The organism is Kocuria oceani (assembly GCF_029524215.1).
Classification (GTDB): domain Bacteria; phylum Actinomycetota; class Actinomycetes; order Actinomycetales; family Micrococcaceae; genus Kocuria; species Kocuria oceani.
On the sequence record NZ_JARAMH010000011.1, the window covers coordinates 155838 to 172423 of the forward strand.

The 16586-nt window shown below is 73.4% G+C and carries 16 protein-coding genes and 1 pseudogene; 9 read left to right on the plus strand and 8 right to left on the minus strand.

What is annotated here, in order from left to right:
- Positions 1-10: 10 nt before the first annotated feature.
- Positions 11-1132: an alanine dehydrogenase gene (gene ald / locus PU704_RS12910; protein WP_047803275.1), complete on the minus strand. Its 1122-nt coding sequence runs from the start codon at positions 1130-1132 to the stop codon at positions 11-13.
- Between the two features lie 115 nt (positions 1133-1247).
- Here ald and PU704_RS12915 point away from each other — a divergent pair, with 115 nt between their 5' ends.
- Complete coding sequence (locus tag PU704_RS12915; RefSeq protein ID WP_277551634.1) at positions 1248-1754, plus strand: Lrp/AsnC family transcriptional regulator; 507 nt, start codon at positions 1248-1250, stop codon at positions 1752-1754.
- Positions 1755-1777: 23 nt separating this feature from the next.
- Here the strand turns inward: PU704_RS12915 and PU704_RS12920 are convergent, their stop codons facing one another.
- On the minus strand, positions 1778-2491 hold the full coding sequence (locus PU704_RS12920) for a sulfite exporter TauE/SafE family protein (RefSeq protein WP_277551635.1): 714 nt from the start codon (positions 2489-2491) through the stop codon (positions 1778-1780).
- 391 nt (positions 2492-2882) lie between these two features.
- Between PU704_RS12920 and PU704_RS12925 the strand changes: the two genes are divergently transcribed.
- From PU704_RS12925 to PU704_RS12935, 3 genes are all read left to right on the plus strand, one after another.
- On the plus strand, positions 2883-4262 hold the full coding sequence (locus tag PU704_RS12925; RefSeq protein WP_277551636.1) for an Nramp family divalent metal transporter: 1380 nt from the start codon (positions 2883-2885) through the stop codon (positions 4260-4262).
- Between the two features lie 83 nt (positions 4263-4345).
- Positions 4346-5545 carry a sialidase family protein gene (locus PU704_RS12930; RefSeq protein WP_047803278.1) on the plus strand — a complete coding sequence of 400 codons (1200 nt, stop codon included), beginning with the start codon at positions 4346-4348 and terminating at the stop codon, positions 5543-5545.
- A complete protein-coding gene (locus tag PU704_RS12935; RefSeq protein WP_047803279.1) occupies positions 5542-6219 on the plus strand; it encodes an SDR family NAD(P)-dependent oxidoreductase in 678 nt (225 codons plus the stop codon). Before PU704_RS12930 ends, PU704_RS12935 begins: the two co-directional genes overlap by 4 nt.
- Before the next feature lie 115 nt (positions 6220-6334).
- Here PU704_RS12935 and PU704_RS12940 read toward each other — a convergent pair whose 3' ends face one another.
- Positions 6335-7105, minus strand: a complete 771-nt coding sequence (locus PU704_RS12940) for an HpcH/HpaI aldolase family protein (RefSeq protein ID WP_047803280.1) — start codon at positions 7103-7105, stop codon at positions 6335-6337.
- A gap of 91 nt (positions 7106-7196) precedes the next feature.
- Positions 7197-8174: an aldo/keto reductase gene (locus PU704_RS12945; RefSeq protein WP_277551637.1), complete on the minus strand. Its 978-nt coding sequence runs from the start codon at positions 8172-8174 to the stop codon at positions 7197-7199.
- Positions 8175-8314: 140 nt separating this feature from the next.
- Between PU704_RS12945 and PU704_RS12950 the strand changes: the two genes are divergently transcribed.
- From PU704_RS12950 to PU704_RS12960, 3 genes are read left to right on the plus strand one after another with little or no spacing between them, the layout of a single operon-like run.
- Positions 8315-9532 (plus strand): four-carbon acid sugar kinase family protein, encoded by a 1218-nt coding sequence (locus PU704_RS12950; RefSeq protein WP_277551638.1) that lies wholly within the window; start codon positions 8315-8317, stop codon positions 9530-9532.
- Positions 9529-10572 (plus strand): 4-hydroxythreonine-4-phosphate dehydrogenase PdxA, encoded by a 1044-nt coding sequence (gene pdxA / locus PU704_RS12955; RefSeq protein ID WP_277551639.1) that lies wholly within the window; start codon positions 9529-9531, stop codon positions 10570-10572. The genes PU704_RS12950 and pdxA overlap by 4 nt, the downstream gene beginning before the upstream one ends.
- Positions 10573-10604: 32 nt before the next feature.
- A complete protein-coding gene (locus PU704_RS12960) occupies positions 10605-11384 on the plus strand; it encodes a DeoR/GlpR family DNA-binding transcription regulator (protein ID WP_047803284.1) in 780 nt (259 codons plus the stop codon).
- Between the two features lie 7 nt (positions 11385-11391).
- Here PU704_RS12960 and PU704_RS12965 read toward each other — a convergent pair whose 3' ends face one another.
- A complete protein-coding gene (locus PU704_RS12965; RefSeq protein ID WP_075871129.1) occupies positions 11392-12105 on the minus strand; it encodes a sulfite exporter TauE/SafE family protein in 714 nt (237 codons plus the stop codon).
- 13 nt (positions 12106-12118) lie between these two features.
- On the minus strand, positions 12119-13468 hold the full coding sequence (locus PU704_RS12970) for an MFS transporter (protein ID WP_277551640.1): 1350 nt from the start codon (positions 13466-13468) through the stop codon (positions 12119-12121).
- 183 nt (positions 13469-13651) lie between these two features.
- On the opposite strand from PU704_RS12970, the gene ppgK reads away from it, so the two are divergent.
- Both ppgK and PU704_RS12980 read left to right on the plus strand, forming a co-directional pair.
- Positions 13652-14509 carry a polyphosphate--glucose phosphotransferase gene (ppgK, locus tag PU704_RS12975; protein ID WP_277551641.1) on the plus strand — a complete coding sequence of 286 codons (858 nt, stop codon included), beginning with the start codon at positions 13652-13654 and terminating at the stop codon, positions 14507-14509.
- Positions 14510-14589: 80 nt separating this feature from the next.
- Positions 14590-15081 (plus strand): nucleoside deaminase, encoded by a 492-nt coding sequence (locus tag PU704_RS12980; protein WP_047803287.1) that lies wholly within the window; start codon positions 14590-14592, stop codon positions 15079-15081.
- A 76-nt stretch (positions 15082-15157) separates the two neighbouring features.
- Here PU704_RS12980 and PU704_RS12985 read toward each other — a convergent pair whose 3' ends face one another.
- Positions 15158-16102 (minus strand): energy-coupling factor ABC transporter permease, encoded by a 945-nt coding sequence (locus PU704_RS12985; protein ID WP_047803288.1) that lies wholly within the window; start codon positions 16100-16102, stop codon positions 15158-15160.
- A 254-nt stretch (positions 16103-16356) separates the two neighbouring features.
- Positions 16357-16586: pseudogene (locus tag PU704_RS12990) on the minus strand (MarR family transcriptional regulator); the annotation flags it as partial.

Sequence of the window (16586 nt, forward strand, 5' to 3'; positions counted from 1 at the left end):
TGCGCCGGCGTCAGGCGGCGGGCACGAGGTCCGCGCGGTCGGTGAACTCCAAGCCGTGCGCCTCGCTCACCGAGCGGTGGGTCACGTGGCCGGCCATGGTGTTCAGCCCGGCGGCCAGGGCGGGGTCGGCCGCCAGGGCCGCGGTGACGCCCTGGTCGGCCAGGGCCTCGGCGTAGCGCAGCGTGACGTTGGTCAGCGCGTAGGTCGAGGTGTTCGGCACCGCCCCGGGCATGTTCGCCACGCAGTAGAAGATGGTGTCGTGCACCGGGAAGACCGGGTCCTGGTGGGTGGTCGGCCGGCTGCCCTCGAAGCACCCGCCCTGGTCCACGGCGATGTCCACCAGCACGCTGCCCGGCTTCATGGCCGCGACCATGGCGTCGGTGACCAGCTTCGGGGCCTTGGCCCCGGGGATCAGCACCGAGCCGATGACCAGGTCCGCCTCGGTGACCGACCGCTCGATCTCGAGCCTGTTGGAGGTGACCGTGCGCAGCCGCCCGGCGTACCGGTCGTCGAGCTCGCGCAGGCGGTCCACGTTCACGTCCAGGACGGTGACCTCCGCGCCCAGTCCCACGGCCATCGCCGCGGCGTTGGTGCCGGCCACCCCGGCGCCGATCACGGTGACCTTGGCCGGGCGCACGCCGGGCACCCCGCCCAGCAGCACGCCCTTGCCCCCGGCAGGGGCGGTCAGGGCGGCGGCCCCGGCCTGCACGGACAGCCGACCGGCGACCTCGCTCATCGGGGCCAGCAGCGGCAGCCGCCCGTCGGCGGTCTGGACGGTCTCGTAGGCGATGGCGGTGACCCCGGACTCCAGCAGCGCCGCGGTGAGCTCGGGCTCGGCGGCCAGGTGCAGGTAGGCGAACAGCACCAGACCCTGCCGGAACCGGTGGTACTCGGAGGCCACGGGCTCCTTGACCTTCAGCACCAGGTCGGCGCGGGCCCACAGCTCGTCGGCGTCGGTCACGAGCTCGGCCCCGGCCGCGGTGTAGTCCGCGTCGGGGATGCCCGAGCCGGTGCCGGCGCCGGTCTCCACGAGGACGGTGTGGCCGTGGGCGACCAGTTCGTGGACCCCGGAGGCGGTGATGGCCACGCGGCGCTCGTTGTTCTTCACTTCGCGGGGGACGGAGACGATCATCGGGGGCCTTCTTCCGCAGGAACCGTAGACTGGGTGACAACAAACTACGGTTTTCGGCTGGGTCGGTGGGGTTTTTCGACGATTCTTCGGCGATCGGCGCAGAACTGGAGGAATGATGGCGGATGTGACGCGCGACACGCGGCGTTCACTGCAGGATCTGCGCCCGGGCCCCGAGCTGGACGAGCTGGACCGGCGGCTGCTGGCGCTGCTGCGGGAGAACGCCCGGATGACCAACCAGGCGCTCAGCGAGGCTCTCGGGGTCGCCCCGTCCACCTGTCTGGCCCGGATGAAGAACCTGCAGCGGACCGGGGTGATCCGCCGGTTCACCGTGGAGGTGGAGCCGCGGGCGATCGGGCGCAGCATCGAGGCGCTGATCAGCGTGCGGCTGCGCCCCGGCGCCCGGCACCTCATGTCGGCGTTCGGGGAGGGGCTCAGGTCGGTGCCGGAGGTCTCCCAGTTCTTCTTCCTGGCCGGCGCCGACGACTTCCTCATCCACGTCACCGCCCGGGACACCGACCACATCCGCCAGTTCGTCCTGGAGCACCTGTCCTCCAACCAGGCGGTGGCCGCCACGCAGACCAGTCTGGTGTTCGAGCACGTCCAGGGGTCGGTGGAGCCCTGAGCCGCCGGCCCCGGCGGCGCCGCTCAGAGGGCCTGCACGAGGACGAGCACCGCGCCGGCGGTGGAGGCCGCCAGCCCCACCCGGCGCACGAGGGCCTTGTCCAGGCGCCCGTTCACGACACCGGAGAGGGCGAAGCCGAGCAGCATGGCCGGGAGCAGCACGGCGGCGAACCGCAGGATCTCCCCGTCGATGGAGCCCACCGCGGTCAGCGCCGTGAGAGACATCAGGGCGCCGACCAGGAAGAAGGCGCTCATGGTGCCGCGCATGCGGGCGGGGGAGGAGCCGTGCCAGACGAGCGCCATGGGCGGGCCGCCGATGGACGTGGCCGTGCCCATCAGCCCGGAGGCGGCCCCGGCGGCGGCGACGGCCGCCGGGCGCGGCCGGGGCTGCCAGCCGCAGACGCTGAGCAGCACGGCCAGCAGGACCGTGCCCGCCAGCGTGAGCGCCAGGGCCTGCGGGGGGAGTGCCGCCACCAGCAGGGCGCCCGCCGCCGTGCCCGGCACGCGTCCGAGCAGTGCCCAGCCCGTGCCCCGGAGGTCCACCGAGGTGCGGTCGCGCAGCACGCCGAGCACGGTGAGCCCCGCCGCGAGCAGCACGATGGAGCCGGGCAGCAGGCTGGGGTCCAGCAGGGCGATCACCGGGGCGGCGAGCATGCCGAGGCCGAAGCCGATCGCGCCCTGGAGGCAGGATGCCACGCACACCACGAGAGCCACCAGGGCGAGCTCCAAGCCGGTCATCGGTCACCTTCCGGTCACAGGGCGTCGGACGCAGTGTGGCGCCGTCGTGCACTCCACTCTGGCAGTGATGCGTGTTTCGCGCAATTGTGCACCCGGTCTACCCGCTCGTTTTCGCGAGTATCGGCGGAGGTGCGCGCAAGTTCGGGCGCGTGTCCTGCGTGCTTGCAGGTCTCCAGTGACTCGAGGGGCCGACGGCGCAGCGCTTCGCCGTGGTCCATTTCACCGACATGTGTTGCGCGAATCACGCAGATGTGCCAGCATCCTACTCAGATCGCGCAAACAGGTGACCGGCATCACGTCGACACGGCCTGGTCGCGCACCATCTGAGATCACCCGTACGGCGGCCTCCGGCCGCGCCGGCACGCGGTGTCGTTCCCCAAGGAGGCGGACCATGTCGACGAAAACACCCACTGCTCCGGTCACTGCGCAGCAGCCCTACCCGGAACAGCACGCGCTGCCCCGCGGACTGGGGCTCGTCACCTCCATCGGTCCCGGTCTCGTCCTGGCCATGACCTTCCTGGGCACCGGAGACCTCGTCAGCTCCTCGGTCTCCGGCGCCAACTACGGCTACGCGCTGCTCTGGACGCTGGTGCTCTCGCTGATCGCCCGCGCCTTCATCATCTCGTCGATCGCCAAGTACACGCTGATGAACCGGTTCGGGGACACCCAGATCCTCGAGGGCTTCCACCGGATCCTGCCCTGGCTGCCGGGGCTCATGGCCACGGTGGCGCTGATCGCCGGTTTCGTCATCCAGGCGACCTTCCTCAAGGCCTCCGCGATCGGTCTGTACCAGCTGACCGGCGGCAGCTGGGGCGGCACCTGGGGCAACTTCGTGTGCGCCCTGGTGGTCATGGCCGTGACCCTGTTCATGGTGACCCGGAAGCGCGCCTTCGTCATCCTCGAGTACTTCGCCCGCATCGCGACGGTCGCCATGATCCTGGCGTTCGTCTACGCCCTGGTGCAGCTGGGGCACATGGACGTCGGCGGCTTCTTCCGCGGCATGGCCTTCGAGATGCCGCCGAACTCGGCGGACAGCGCCTTCGCGCCGATCGTGGTGGCCAGCGCGACCATCGGCACGATCGCCGGCAACATGCCGAACATGCTCTACTCCGGGTTCATGAAGGACAAGGGCTGGGTGGGGCCGCGCTACCGCCGCATCCAGCAGCTGGACCTCATCGCCGGCATGGCCCCGCTGCTCGTGATCAATCTCCTCTTCTGGATCGTGGCCGCCGAGTTCTCCCGCGACAACCCCGGCTTCGTGATCAACACGGAGGCCGACCTGTCCGAGATGATGGGCGTCATCGTGGGCCCCCTCGGCCCGGCGCTGCTGTGGCTGTGCATCCTGCTGGCCGCCATGACCAGCTTCCCGCCGCAGTCCCGCGGCTTCGCGCAGCTGGCCGTCAACGGCATCCACCTGAGCACCCGCAAGGGCAAGAAGTGGCTGGGCCGCGACGAGCAGGACCCGCTGTTCAAGCGCATCCAGATCGGCGGCTTCATCGTCCTGCCGCTGCTGGCCTCCCTCCCCGCCGCGCCGAACCTGATCGCCCTGAACATCGTGGGCACCAGCGTCGCCACCGTGATGAGCCTGCCCTTCATCGTGGTCGGCATCCTGGTGCTGACCAGCAGCAAGAAGTTCATGGCCGACTACGCCGTGAACAAGTGGTGGCAGACCGCGCTGCTGGCGGTCCTGGGGATCATCGCCGTCGTGGTGGGCTTCCAGATCGCGATGAACATCCCGGACATGTTCGCCACGGCCTTCTCGGGCGAGTAGCGCTCCTCCCGCCGGACCTCCCGCACGGCGGGAGGTCCGGCGCTCGTTCCACCGGCACCGACCAGAAGAGGACATTCCCTGCCATGAGCACCACGACCGGCACCTACGACACCATCACCACCGACGGGCGGCTGCGCACCGAGGGAGACCTCGCCTACGCCTATCTGCCCGCTCCCACGGTGCAGAGCCACGCGGCCAACCTCATGACGCTGCCCGACGGACGCCTGGGCTGTGTCTGGTTCGGCGGCACCCAGGAGGGCGTGCCGGACATCAGCGTCTGGTTCTCCACGCTCGCCCCAGGAGCCGAGGCGTGGTCCGCGCCGCGGCAGCTCTCCGACGACCCCACCCGCTCCGAGCAGAACCCCATCCTCTTCCCCACCCCCGACGGCGACCTGTGGCTGCTCTACACCGCCCAGCACGCCGGCAACCAGGACACCGCCGAGGTCCGGCGCCGGATCTCCTCCGACAGCGGCGAGACCTGGGGCCCGGTGGAGACGCTGTTCCCGCCGAGCGAGGCCGGCGGGGTCTTCGTCCGCCAGCCCCCGGTGGTGCTCTCCTCCGGCCGGTGGATCATCCCGGTCTTCCGCTGCCTGTCGGTGCCCGGGCGCAAGTGGGTGGGCGACCACGACGACAGCGCCGTGATGATCTCCGACGACCGCGGGGCCACCTGGCGCCAGGTGCTGCTGCCGGGCAGCACCGGGTGCGTGCACATGAACGTGCAGGAGCTCGGCGACGGCACGCTGCTGGCCCTGTTCCGCAGCCGCTGGGCGGACGCTATCTATGCGTCGCGCTCCCGCGACGGCGGGCAGGCCTGGGACGAGCCCACCCCCACGGAGCTGCCGAACAACAACTCCTCCATCCAGTACGTCCGCCTGGCCGACGGCCGGCTGGCGCTGGTCTACAACCACCGCCGGGCCGAGGCGTCGACCGAGCGCCGCCTGTCCCTCTACGACGAGATCGACGACGACGGGCTGGCGCCCGAGCAGGCCGCGGCCGTCGAGCCCGTGCCGGTGGACGGCGAGCGCACCGCCTTCTGGGGCACGCCCCGGGCCCCCATGACCCTGGCGCTCTCGGACGACGACGGACGCAGCTGGCAAGTGCTGCGCGACCTGGACGTGGGGGACGGGTACTGCCTGTCCAACAACTCGCGGGAGGGGCTGAACCGGGAGTTCTCCTACCCGAGCATCCACCAGGGACCCGACGGGGCGCTGCACATCGCCTACACCTACTTCCGGCAGGCCATCAAGTACGTCCGCGTGGACCTCGGCCGGAGCGAGCCGTGACCGCCCCGCACGCCCTGGTCACGGGGTGCAGCTCCGGGATCGGCCGCGCCGTCGCCCAGGCGCTGCTCGACGACGGCTGGCGGGTGACCGGGCTCAGCCGACGCCGCCCGGACCTGGCCGGGGACCTCACCTGGCTGCCCGCGGACCTCTCCCGCACCGAGCAGCTGCGCGCGGTCGTCGAGGGCGTCGACGACCTCACCGCGGTGGTGCACGCCGCGGGGTTCCAGCGCGCCCAGCCGCTGGGACGGCTCGAGGACGGCGCCCTGCGCGAGATGCTCGCCGTCCACGTGGAGGCGGCCGCCACCCTGGTGGACGCGCTGAGCGGGCGGATCGCCGAGGGCGGCCGGGTCGTGCTCGTCGGCAGCCGCACCGCCACCGGGGCTGCCGGCAAGAGCCAGTACGCGGCGACCAAGGCGGCTCTGGTCGGCATGGCCCGCAGCTGGGCGATGGAGCTGGCGCCCCGGCGGATCACCGTCAACGTCGTCGCCCCCGGGCCCACGGACACCCCCATGCTCCACGACCCGGGGCGCGCGGCCGTGCCCCCGGCCGTGCCCCCGCTCGGGGAGCTGGTCGATCCGGCCGACGTCGCGGCTCTGACCGGGTTCCTGCTGGGTCCGCACGGCCGGTCGATCACCGGGCAGGTGCTCACCGTGTGCGGCGGGGCCTCCCTGTAGACCTGGTGCCGGGAACGGCAGGACGCCCCACACCGTGCGGTGTGGGGCGTCCTGCCGTTCCCGGGGCATCCCCACGCCGGCCCCGGGATCCCGGAGGGGCCGGCGTGGGGCGCGGTCAGCTGCCGCGGGCCTGGTCCAGGTGCTGCCGGGCGGCCTGCTCGAGGTGGGTCAGGTCCGAGGCGATCGTGACGAAGGTGAAGCCCTGCGCGATGCGCTGCCGGGCGATCTCGCCGCCGGGGGTGTGGATCGCCGGGATCTTGCCGGCCGCGCGGGCCGCGGTGAGCACCCGGTCGATCGCCGCGTCGAAGACCTCCTTGACGTCCGGGTCGTTGGGGAACCTCCCGCCCACGGCCAGGCACAGGTCCGACGGCCCGACATAGACGCCGTCCACGCCCTCCACCGCGCAGATCTCCTCCACGTTCTCCAGCCCCTGCGGCGTCTCGATCATCACGAGCACCAGCACGGCCGCGTCCGACTCCGCCGGGACGGGGCCCACGCGCAGCCCCGAGCGCATCGGGCCGTACGAGCGGGACCCCGCCCCCGGATAGCGGGCCGCGCGCACCGCGGCCGCGGCCTGCTCGGCGGTGTCCACCATCGGGACGATCACGCCGCGGGCTCCCGCGTCGAGGGCCTGGCCGATGACCGCCGGGTCGTTGGCCTCGACCCGGACGATGCCGGCGGGGCCGTGCCCGGCGTCGATCGCCATGAGGTTGTGCAGGATCCCCGAGTAGCCCATGAGGCCGTGCTGGCCGTCGAGGGCGATGTAGTCGTAGCCGGTCATGGCCAGGCGCTCGTTGGAGATCGGGGAGTCGAGCACCGACCAGTACCCCAGGGTCACCTCCTTGCTCTTGGCCTTGCGGATGACATCGGTCGCGGGATGGGTCACGTCGGTGCCTGTCTTTCGTCTCGATCGGTTCTCGGTGTCCGGGGCGCTGAGGAGCCGTACGCCGCCGGGGTGTGCGCGGTGTGCGCCGTGCTCAGCGGTTGTAGGCGGGCATCGGGCCGCGCAGGGACGCCCCCACGCGCTCGCAGGCCTCGAGGACGGAGGCGTCGAGCGGGCCCCGGGCCAGCACGTCCAGGTTGGCCGTCAGCTGGTGCGGCTTGGAGCCGCCGAGCAGCACGGAGCCCGTGGCCGGCCGCGAGACGAGCCAGCGCAGTGCGAGCTCGATCAGCGGCATGCCGGCGTCCTCGGCGATCCCGGTCAGCTCCCCGATCGCGGCGAAGAGCTGCTCGTCCCAGTACCTCTCGCGGTACATCTCGGCGAGGCGGGAGTCCTGGAAGCGGCCGTCCTGCGGGGCCGAGTCGAAGCGGTGCCTGCCCGTGAGCAGCCCCCCGCCGAGCGGGTTGTACACCATGGTGTGCAGACCGGTGGTCCGCGCGAACTCGACGTACTCCTCCTCGATCCGCCGTGCCAGGAGGTTGTAGAGCTGCTGGGCGACGACCGGGCGCGGCGCGCCGTTGCGGTCGGCGGCCGCGTTGACCTCGGCGATCTGCCACGCCGCGAAGTTCGAGACCCCGAGGGCGCCGATCCGGCCCTCGTCGACGAGGGCCGCGACGGTCTGCAGGGTCTCGTCCAGGCCGGCCTGCCGGTCGGGCTGGTGCAGGTAGAAGAGGTCCACGCGCTCCGCCCCGAGGCGCCGCAGGCTGCCCTCGAGCGAGCGCCGGAGGCCCTGCTCGGACAGCGGGGAGTGCTCGCCGGCGTCCGGGTGGGGCATGCCCGCCTTGGTCGCGAGCACCACCTGGTCGAGGCGTCCGGCCAGCAGCTCCCCGAGCATCGTCTCCGTGGCCCCTCCGGCGTAGCCGTTGGCGGTGTCCACGGCGTTGATGCCGGCCTCGAGAGCGGTGTCCAGCATGGCGGCGGCGGCCTCGCGGCCGACGGTGTCGCCGAAGGTCATGGTGCCCAGCACCAGCGTGGACATCGGCCGGTCGATGCCGGTGAGGTGGACGGTCTCCATGGTGGTTCTTCTCCCTCGGGTGGGCGGTGCTGCACGACTCGATTGTTGCGTCTTTCACGGTGCCATGGTTGCGCGAAGTGCGCAACTGGTTTAGCGTGAAACGCGCAAAGACGATTGATCCGACGGACGGAGGGAGTGGCATGCGCGTCCTGGCCCTGGCCGACGACCTGTCCGGCGCCAACGAGGTCGCCGCGGTCCTGGCGGCACTGCCGCAGCACACGGACGGCGACCCGGTCCGCCCCGCGCCGTCCGTGTCCACCACCGTGCGCGTCTCGCCCCGGCCGGCAGCCTCCGACGACGCCGCGGTCACCGTGGTCAACACCGACAACCGGCGTGGCACGCCCTCCCAGGCCGCGGGCCGCCTGCGCGCGGTCCTCGCCGCGGATCCCACCGGCCCCGGGCGGACGCTGTTCCTGAAGTTCGACTCGTTGCTGCGCGGCCACATCGGGGCGCAGCTGCAGGCTGTTCCGGGCGCCGCCCCGGTGCTGTTCTGCCCGGCCGTTCCCGAACTGGGCCGCACGGTCCGGGACGGGGTGCTGCACGTGGACGGCACGCCCCTGGCCGAGACCGGGCTCTGGGCGGCCGAGCGGCAGGCGCCGGCGCGCACCGTCGCCGCGCAGCTGGCCCCGGCGCCGACCCGTCTCCTGGACCTCGGCACGATCCGGGGCGCCGGGCTGGCAAAGGCGCTGGCGCGGGCGGCCGCGGACGGCGCGGTGGCCGTCTGTGACGCAGAGTCCGCCGGGGATCTCGAGCGGATCGCCGCCGCCGGTCTGGCGCAGGGCTTCGTCCTGGCCGGTGCCGCCGGGCTGGCCGCGGCTCTGGGGCGGCAGCTCGGCCCCCGGGAGTCCGGGCCGCTCGAATCGCTCGGGCCGCACGAGCCACCGCAGCCGTGCCGGGCCGACGTGCTGATCGTGCTCGGCACCGCCAGTGCGGCCGCGCGCCGGCAGGCCGAGCAGCTCGCCGCCGCCGGTGTGCCCGTCCGCCGGCTGCGTCCGGAACAGATCCACGGATTTGCGCTCGAGCACCGGGGCACGGTCGCCGTGACCGTGGACGCCGCCGTGGATCCCACCATCTCGGACGCGCTCACCGCCGCGCTCACCGCGCTGGTGGAGCGTCACCACGCGGACCGGCACCTGGTGCTGAGCGGCGGGGAGACGGCCCAGGCCGTCCTGGCCGCCCTGGACGTCACCGAGCTCGTCCCGCTGCTCCAAGCCCATCCCGGTGCGGTGGTCAGCGTCGCTGCCGACGGCCGCCTCGTCACCACCCGCCCCGGCAGCTACGGGGCGCCCGACAGCCTGCTCCGGATCCTCACCGCCATGCACTTCCTGCAGGACACCACCCGAAAGGTCCCATCATGAGTTCTCCGTCCATCGCCGTCGCCACCGGCCGCCTGCTCGACGACTCCGCCGTGAGCACCCCCTATGTCGCCGTCACCATGGGCGACGGCGCCGGGATCGGCCCCGAGGTCACCGTGGCCGCCGTGCTGGACGAGACGATCCTCGCCGAGTGTCGCCCGGTGGTGGTCGGTGACGCCTCCCGCCTGCGGGCCGCCGCCGAGACCATCGGCCGGACGATCGAGCTGCGCCGCATCGACGCGGTCGAGGACGCCGTCTTCGACGGCCGCACCGTCAACGTGTTCGACCTCGGGCTGCTGCCCGAGGACCTCCCCTGGGGCGAGCTGTCCCCGGTGGCCGGGGACGCGGCCTACCAGTACATCAAGGTGGCCTCCGAGCTCGCGATGGCCGGGAAGGTGCAGGCCATCTGCACCGCCCCGCTGAACAAGGAGGCGCTGCACGCCGGCGGGCACGTCTACCCCGGGCACACCGAGCTGCTGGCCGCCCTGACGGAGACCGAGGAGGTCTCCATGATGCTCTCCACCCCGAAGCTGCGCGTCATCCACGTCACCACGCACATCGGGCTCATCGACGCCGTGGCGAAGATCGAGCCCGGACTGGTGCAGCGCACCATCGAGCGCGGGCACGAGGCCCTCGTTCGCGCGGGCATCCCGCAGCCGCGGATCGGCGTGGCCGCCATCAACCCGCACGCTGGTGAGAACGGCCTGTTCGGCTACGACGAGGAGGCTCAGAAGATCGCCCCGGGCGTGGAGGCCGCCCGCGCCAACGGGGTGGACGCCGTGGGCCCGCTGCCCGCGGACACCCTGTTCTTCCTGGCCGGTCGCGGCGACTACGACCTGGTGGTGGCCATGTACCACGACCAGGGGCACGGGCCGGTGAAGGTCCTCGGGATCGAGGCCGGCGTGAACATCACCGTCGGGCTGCCGGTGATCCGCACCTCCGTGGACCACGGGACGGCGTTCGACATCGCGGGCAAGAACATCGCGGACTCTCGTAGCATGGTCGAGGCCCTGCACCAGGCCGCCGAGATGGCGACCCGCTGATCGGGCCGTCCCCGAGAACGAGCGGAGCCCCCATGACGATGCCGGCCAAGATCAGGCGGGAGAAGATCTACGACCTGGCGAAGACCAGCGGGCTGGCGTCGGTCGAGGAGCTCTCCGCGCGCTTCGAGGTCACGGCCTCCACCATCCGGCGCGACCTGGCCCTGCTCAACGAGCAGGGCCGGCTCGCCCGGACCTACGGCGGGGCGATGCCGCTGGATCCGCACCCGGAGGCGTCGCTGCGCCAGCGGGTCGGGGAGGCCTACGAGGAGAAGCAGTCCCTCGCCGGGTGGGCCGCGAAGCAGGTGCGGGCCGGTGAGCACGTCCTGCTCGACGGCGGTTCCACGGTCGGGGCGCTGGCGCACGAACTGCGCAGCCACCAGGACCTCGACGTCACCACGATCGGGATCAACACGCTGCAGGAGCTCAACGGCTGCCCCGGCATCCGGCTCTCCTGTCTGGGCGGGCAGCTCCGGGAGACCAGTCAGAGCTTCTACGGCCCGCTCACCGAGCTCGGCCTGGCCCGCATGACGTTCGACCGTGTCTTCCTCGGGGCCGACGCCGTCACGGCCGAGAACGGGATCTGCGAAGCGGACCACATGCAGACGCGGCTCAAGGAGCTCATGGCCGCCCGCAGCACCCACGTCTACGTGCTGGCCCACTCCGCGAAGATCGGCGCCCGCCCCTTCCACGCGTGGGCGGACCTGCCGCTGCCTTGGACGCTCGTGACGAACGCGGACGCCCCGGCTGACCAGGTGCAGCGGATGCGCGAGCGCGGGATCGCCGTGGAGCTCCTCGCCCCCGCCCGGGCCTGAGCGCCCGTCAGAGGGCCTGCACCAGGACGAGCACCGCGCCGGCGGTGGAGGCCGCCAGCCCCACCCGGCGCACGAGGACCTTGTCCAGGCGCCCGTTCACCACGCCCGAGGTGACGAAGCCGAGCAGCATGGCCGGGAGCAGCGCGGCGGCGAACAGCAGGACCTCCCGGTCGATGGAACCCACCGCCGTCAGCGCCGTGAGGGACACCAGGGCGCCGACCAGGAAGAAGGCGCTCATGGTGCCGCGGACCCGGGCCGGGGAGAAGCCGTGCCAGACCAGGGCCATGGGCGGGCCGCCGATGGCGGTGGCCGTGCCCATGAGTCCGGAGGCGGCCCCCGCGGCGGCGACCGCCGCCGGGCGCGGCCGGGGCTGCCAGCCGCAGATGCTGAGCAGCACGGCCAGCAGGACCGTGCCCGCCACCGCGAGGGCCAGGGCCTGCGGGGGCAGCGCCGCCACCAGCAGGGCCCCCGCCACCGTGCCCGGCACCATCCCGAGCAGCGCCCACCCGGTGCCGCGGAAGTCCACGGCGGTGCGGTCCCGCAGCACGCCGAAGACGGTGAGCCCCGCCGCGAGCAGCACGATGGAGCCGGGCAGCAGGCTGGGGTCCAGCAGGCTGATCACCGGGGCCGCGAGCATGCCGAGGCCGAACCCGATCGTGCCCTGGAGGCAGGACGCCAGGAACACCACGAAGGCGGCGAGGACGAGCTCCGGCCCGGTCACCGCTCGACCCCGATCACCGGACGGAGGCGCCGAGCACGTCGTCGGCCGGGGCGCCCGGTCGCCCGGCGCCCGGGGACCGCGGGATCAGCGCCACGGCCCCGGCGGCCACCAGGGCCACGGCGGCGAAGACGATGAAGTTCCACTGGAACGGCAGCGCCATCGCGCCGATCCAGCCGCCGATGAGCGGGCCGGAGATCGCCCCGATCCGGGCGAAGGACAGCGCCCAGCCGGTGGCGGTGGCCCGGGCGTAGGAGGGGTAGTAGTCGGCCACCCAGCCGGTGAGCACCAGCGAGGTGGAGATGGAGCCGATCCCGGCGAGGGCGACGAAGACGTAGTTGACCCAGATGCTGTTGGGGAACATCAGCAGCAGGATCCCCGCCCCGCCCAGCAGGTAGAAGGTCATCAGGATCAGCTTCTTGCCGTAGGCGTCGGCGGCGCGGCCCAGGGCGATGCCGCCGGCGGCGGAGGCGAGGCTGAAGACCACCAGGAACATCAGGGCCGGGCCCAGGGCGTAGCCGGCCGAGCGCATGATCGAGGGCAGCCAGGTGTTGAGCCCGTAGACCAGGACCATGCCGCAGAACAGCGAGATCCAGAAGAAGACGGTGGGCCGCAGCCAGTCGCGCGAGAACATCGCCGCGAGGGACTGCCGCCACCCCGCGGACCGCGGCGCCTCGGCCGGGGCCCAGTCACCGGGCACGAACGGCTCGACGCCCAGCCGGGCGGCCACCCGGGCGGCGTCCTCCGCACGGCCCTTGCCCACCAGGTACTCGAGGGACTCGGGCACGAGCCGGGCCAGCACCGGCAGCAGGAGCACCGGCAGGAACCCGGCGCCCACCACCCACCGCCAGCCCAGCGTGGGCAGCAGCAGCAGCGCCACCAGCGCCGCGACCAGGATGCCCAGGGAGTAGCCGGAGTACATCAGCCCGTAGTTGAAGGAGCGCCGGCGCGGGGCGGAGTACTCGATGGTCAGGGCCGCGGCCACCGGGATGATCCCGCCCATGCCCAGCCCGCCGAGCAGTCGGAAGAGACCGAACAGCTCCGGGGTCGGGGCGAGGGCGGCGCCCAGCTGCATCGTGGTGAAGATCGCGACCGAGGCCAGCAGCATCCTCCGGCGCCCCACCCGGTCGGACAGCGTCCCGATGACCATCGCGCCGATGAGCATGCCGATCAGGGCATACGAGCCCAGGCCGCCGAGCTCCAGCGGGGTGAGGTTCCAGGCGCGGTACTCCGCCAGGGCGGGCAGCACGGCGCCGAGCACGCCGACGTCGTAGCCCTCCGCCAGGATGGCCAGCCAGCAGGCGAGCAGCACGCGGCGGGTGGTGCGCTGCGGCACGGACCAGGGGACGGGGGCGGATGCGGTCATGCGGGAGGCCCTTCGGCGAGGAGGCGCACCGGCCCGGCGGCTGCGGGACGGGGCCGGTGGTCCGGACCACTCGATTCTAGGGAACGATCTCCGCGGGACCGTTGTTGTCATGACGCAGTTGTATTCTCGTTCAAGCGTCGCGCCATCGCGGGCGCTGCACCGACCTCTGACCAGGACCATGACATGACCTCCACCTCGTCGTCCGCACGGACGATCTCCGCCCTCCCGCCCGTCGAGGGCACGCCCGTCGACGCCGCGGGCGGTGGCGACGTCCGCCGCATCGGGGTGGACATCGGCGGCACAGCCATCAAGTACGCGCTCGTGGACCCGGTGCGCGGCGTGGTCGTCGGGCCGCTGCGGCGGATCCTCACGCCGTCCCCGGCCACGCCGGACGCCGTGGTCTCCGCCCTGCGGGCGGCGCTGGCGGAGCTGAGCGCCGGGCCCGACGCCGTGGACCCGCGCAGTCCCGTGGGCGTGGGCGTGCCGGGCATCATCGACCGCGGCATCACCCGCTCCGCCGTGCACCTGGACGACTCCTGGCTCGGCCGGCACGCCGGCCAGCTGCTCAGCGCCGGGCTGGGCCGCGACGTCGCCGTGCTCAACGACGCCGACGCCGCCGGGCTGGCCGAGGCCCGCTTCGGGGCCGCCCGGGGGGTGGGCGGCACCGTCCTGATGATCACGCTGGGCACCGGCATCGGCTCGGCGCTGTTCCACGACGGGCAGCTGCTGCCCAACACCGAGCTGGGTCACGTGGACCTGGGCGGCCGGGACGTCGACGGCTGGGCCGGCGCCTCCGCCCGCGTGGCGGAGGGCCTCGACTGGCCGACGTACACGGACCGGCTCCAGCGCTACCTCGCCCACCTGGAGACCCTCGTCTCCCCGGACCTCATCGTGCTGGGCGGGGGCATCAGCGAGCGGCACCAGCACTTCCTGCCGCAGCTGCGGCTGCGCGCCCGGATCGTCCCCGCCCAGCTGCGCAACGCGGCCGGCATCATCGGCACCGCCCGCCAGGCGCACCTCGGCCGCTTCGTGATGCAGTAGCTCCCGGCGGGCCTGTCGCCGTCCGCGCGGCGCCGCTACGGTGAGCGGACGACGACGCCGACCCGCAGGAGGCTGGACCCATGACCGAGAACCCGCTCACCGACGCCGAGACGGCTCTGCTGCGCCGCTCCGTGGAGCTCGCCGCCGCGGCGCGGGAGGCCGGCAACCACCCGTTCGGGGCCCTGGTCGCCGACGAGTACGGCGAGATCGTGGCGGAGGCGTGGAACAACGCGCTGCCCCCGGACGGGGACCCGACCCAGCACGCCGAGCTGCGCGCCGTCGCCGCCGCGGTCCGGGCGATCGGGCCCGAGCAGATGCGCCGGGCCACGCTGTTCACCAGTGCGGAGCCCTGCGCCATGTGCACCGGCGCCGCGTACTGGACGGGGGTGGGCCGCATCGTCTACGGCCTCGCGGAGTCCTCGCTGCTGGCGCTCACCGGCGCGCACGAGCAGAACCCCACCCTGGACCTGCCCTGCCGGGAGGTGCTGCGCCACGGTCAGCGGGAGATCGCCGTGCTCGGCCCGCTGCTCGAGGACGAGGCCGCCCGGGTGCACGACGGGTACTGGGTCTGACCCGGGACCGCTCCGGGCCGTCCGGTCCGCCTCGCCGTCCGCGGCCCAGGCGGCGAGGCGGACGCATTCCGGTGGGTCAGTGCCGCACCGCGGCGGGACGCCCGGCGGTGAGCGCGCCCAGCGCGCCGGCGGCCAGCAGGCCCGTCAGCACCAGCCCGACCACCCCGGCCAGGGCCACCGGGACGCCGGCGGTCTCCCCGTAGCCGGCGAGGACCGCGCCGGCGAGGGCGTGCGGCGCCGCGGCCTCCGCGAACGAGTAGGCCAGGGCCACCGACTCCAGTCCGTCCGGAGCGGAGGAGGCCACCGCGGAGAGCGCGGCCGCGCACAGCAGGCCGGCACCGGTCACGCCCAGTGCCCCGCGGCGGGCGCGGGCCGGGGCGAGCGGGCGGGTGTCGACGGCGGCCAGCCCCGGGGCCACGGCCAGGACCAGGGACAGGACGGCCACGGTGATCACGGCCTCCCCGACCCCGATCAGGGCGTGCACCCCCAGCATGGAGGCGGCCAGTCCGCCGGCGTCCACCGGTACGGTGCCGCCCACGGCGTACAGGCCGGAGAAGACCAGGGCGGCCGCCGGCACGGACAGCACGGCACCGAGCCCTGCCGCCGTGCGCGGCGCGGACCGGCCGAGCGGACGGGTCAGGAGCCTGCCCACGGCCCAGGCCACGGCCACCCCGACGACGGCCATCAGCGTCACGTTGGTGCCCAGGGCGGTGAGCCCGCCGTCGGCGAAGACGAGTGCCTGCACGGCCAGCACCACGGTCACCGAGAGCACGCCGAGCCACGGGCCCAGCAGCGCCGCGGCCAGGGCGGCGCCCAGGAAGTGACCGCTGGTGCCCGGCAGCACGGAGTAGTTGACCATCTGGGCGGCGAAGACGAAGCCCGTCACGGCCGCGGCGAAGCCCAGTCGGTGGACGGACGCCTGCTGCCTCACCTGCCAGGCGGCCACGGACACCCCGGTCAGCGCCACGGCGGCCGTGGTCGTGCTGACTGCCGGGTCGAGGAAATGGTCCGGAACGTGCATCGGGGAACCGCCCTTCGGGATCGCACTGGACCGGTCTCGGGTGAGACCGGTGCGATCCCGATGGTGCCAAGCCCGTGTTTCGCCGGGATGACGGACGGCGTCGGCAGGTGACGATGACGGACGACGACAACCGGTGCCGCCGGACGGCGCCCGTGGGCGGCCCGCGTCGTGGGACGTGTCCGGACGACCGGCGGACCGGCCACGGTGTCTCGGGGGACGTCGGGCGGGTTGCCGGGAACCCGGGTCAGGGCCCGTCAGGCGGGGTGCGGGGGCTCCTCGGGCCGGCAGGAGTCGTCGCCCACGTCCTCGGCGGCGTCGACGGCCTCGGCCATGGCGTGCAGGAAGGCGGTGACGGTGGCGGCCTGGTCCGGGTCCAGGGCCCGGGCGGCGGCCAGCATGCGTTCGTGCATCCGGCCCAGGGTGGTGCGCACCTCGCAGTCGGCCTCGGCGGTGGCCACGATCACCAGGGCGCGGCGGTCGGTGG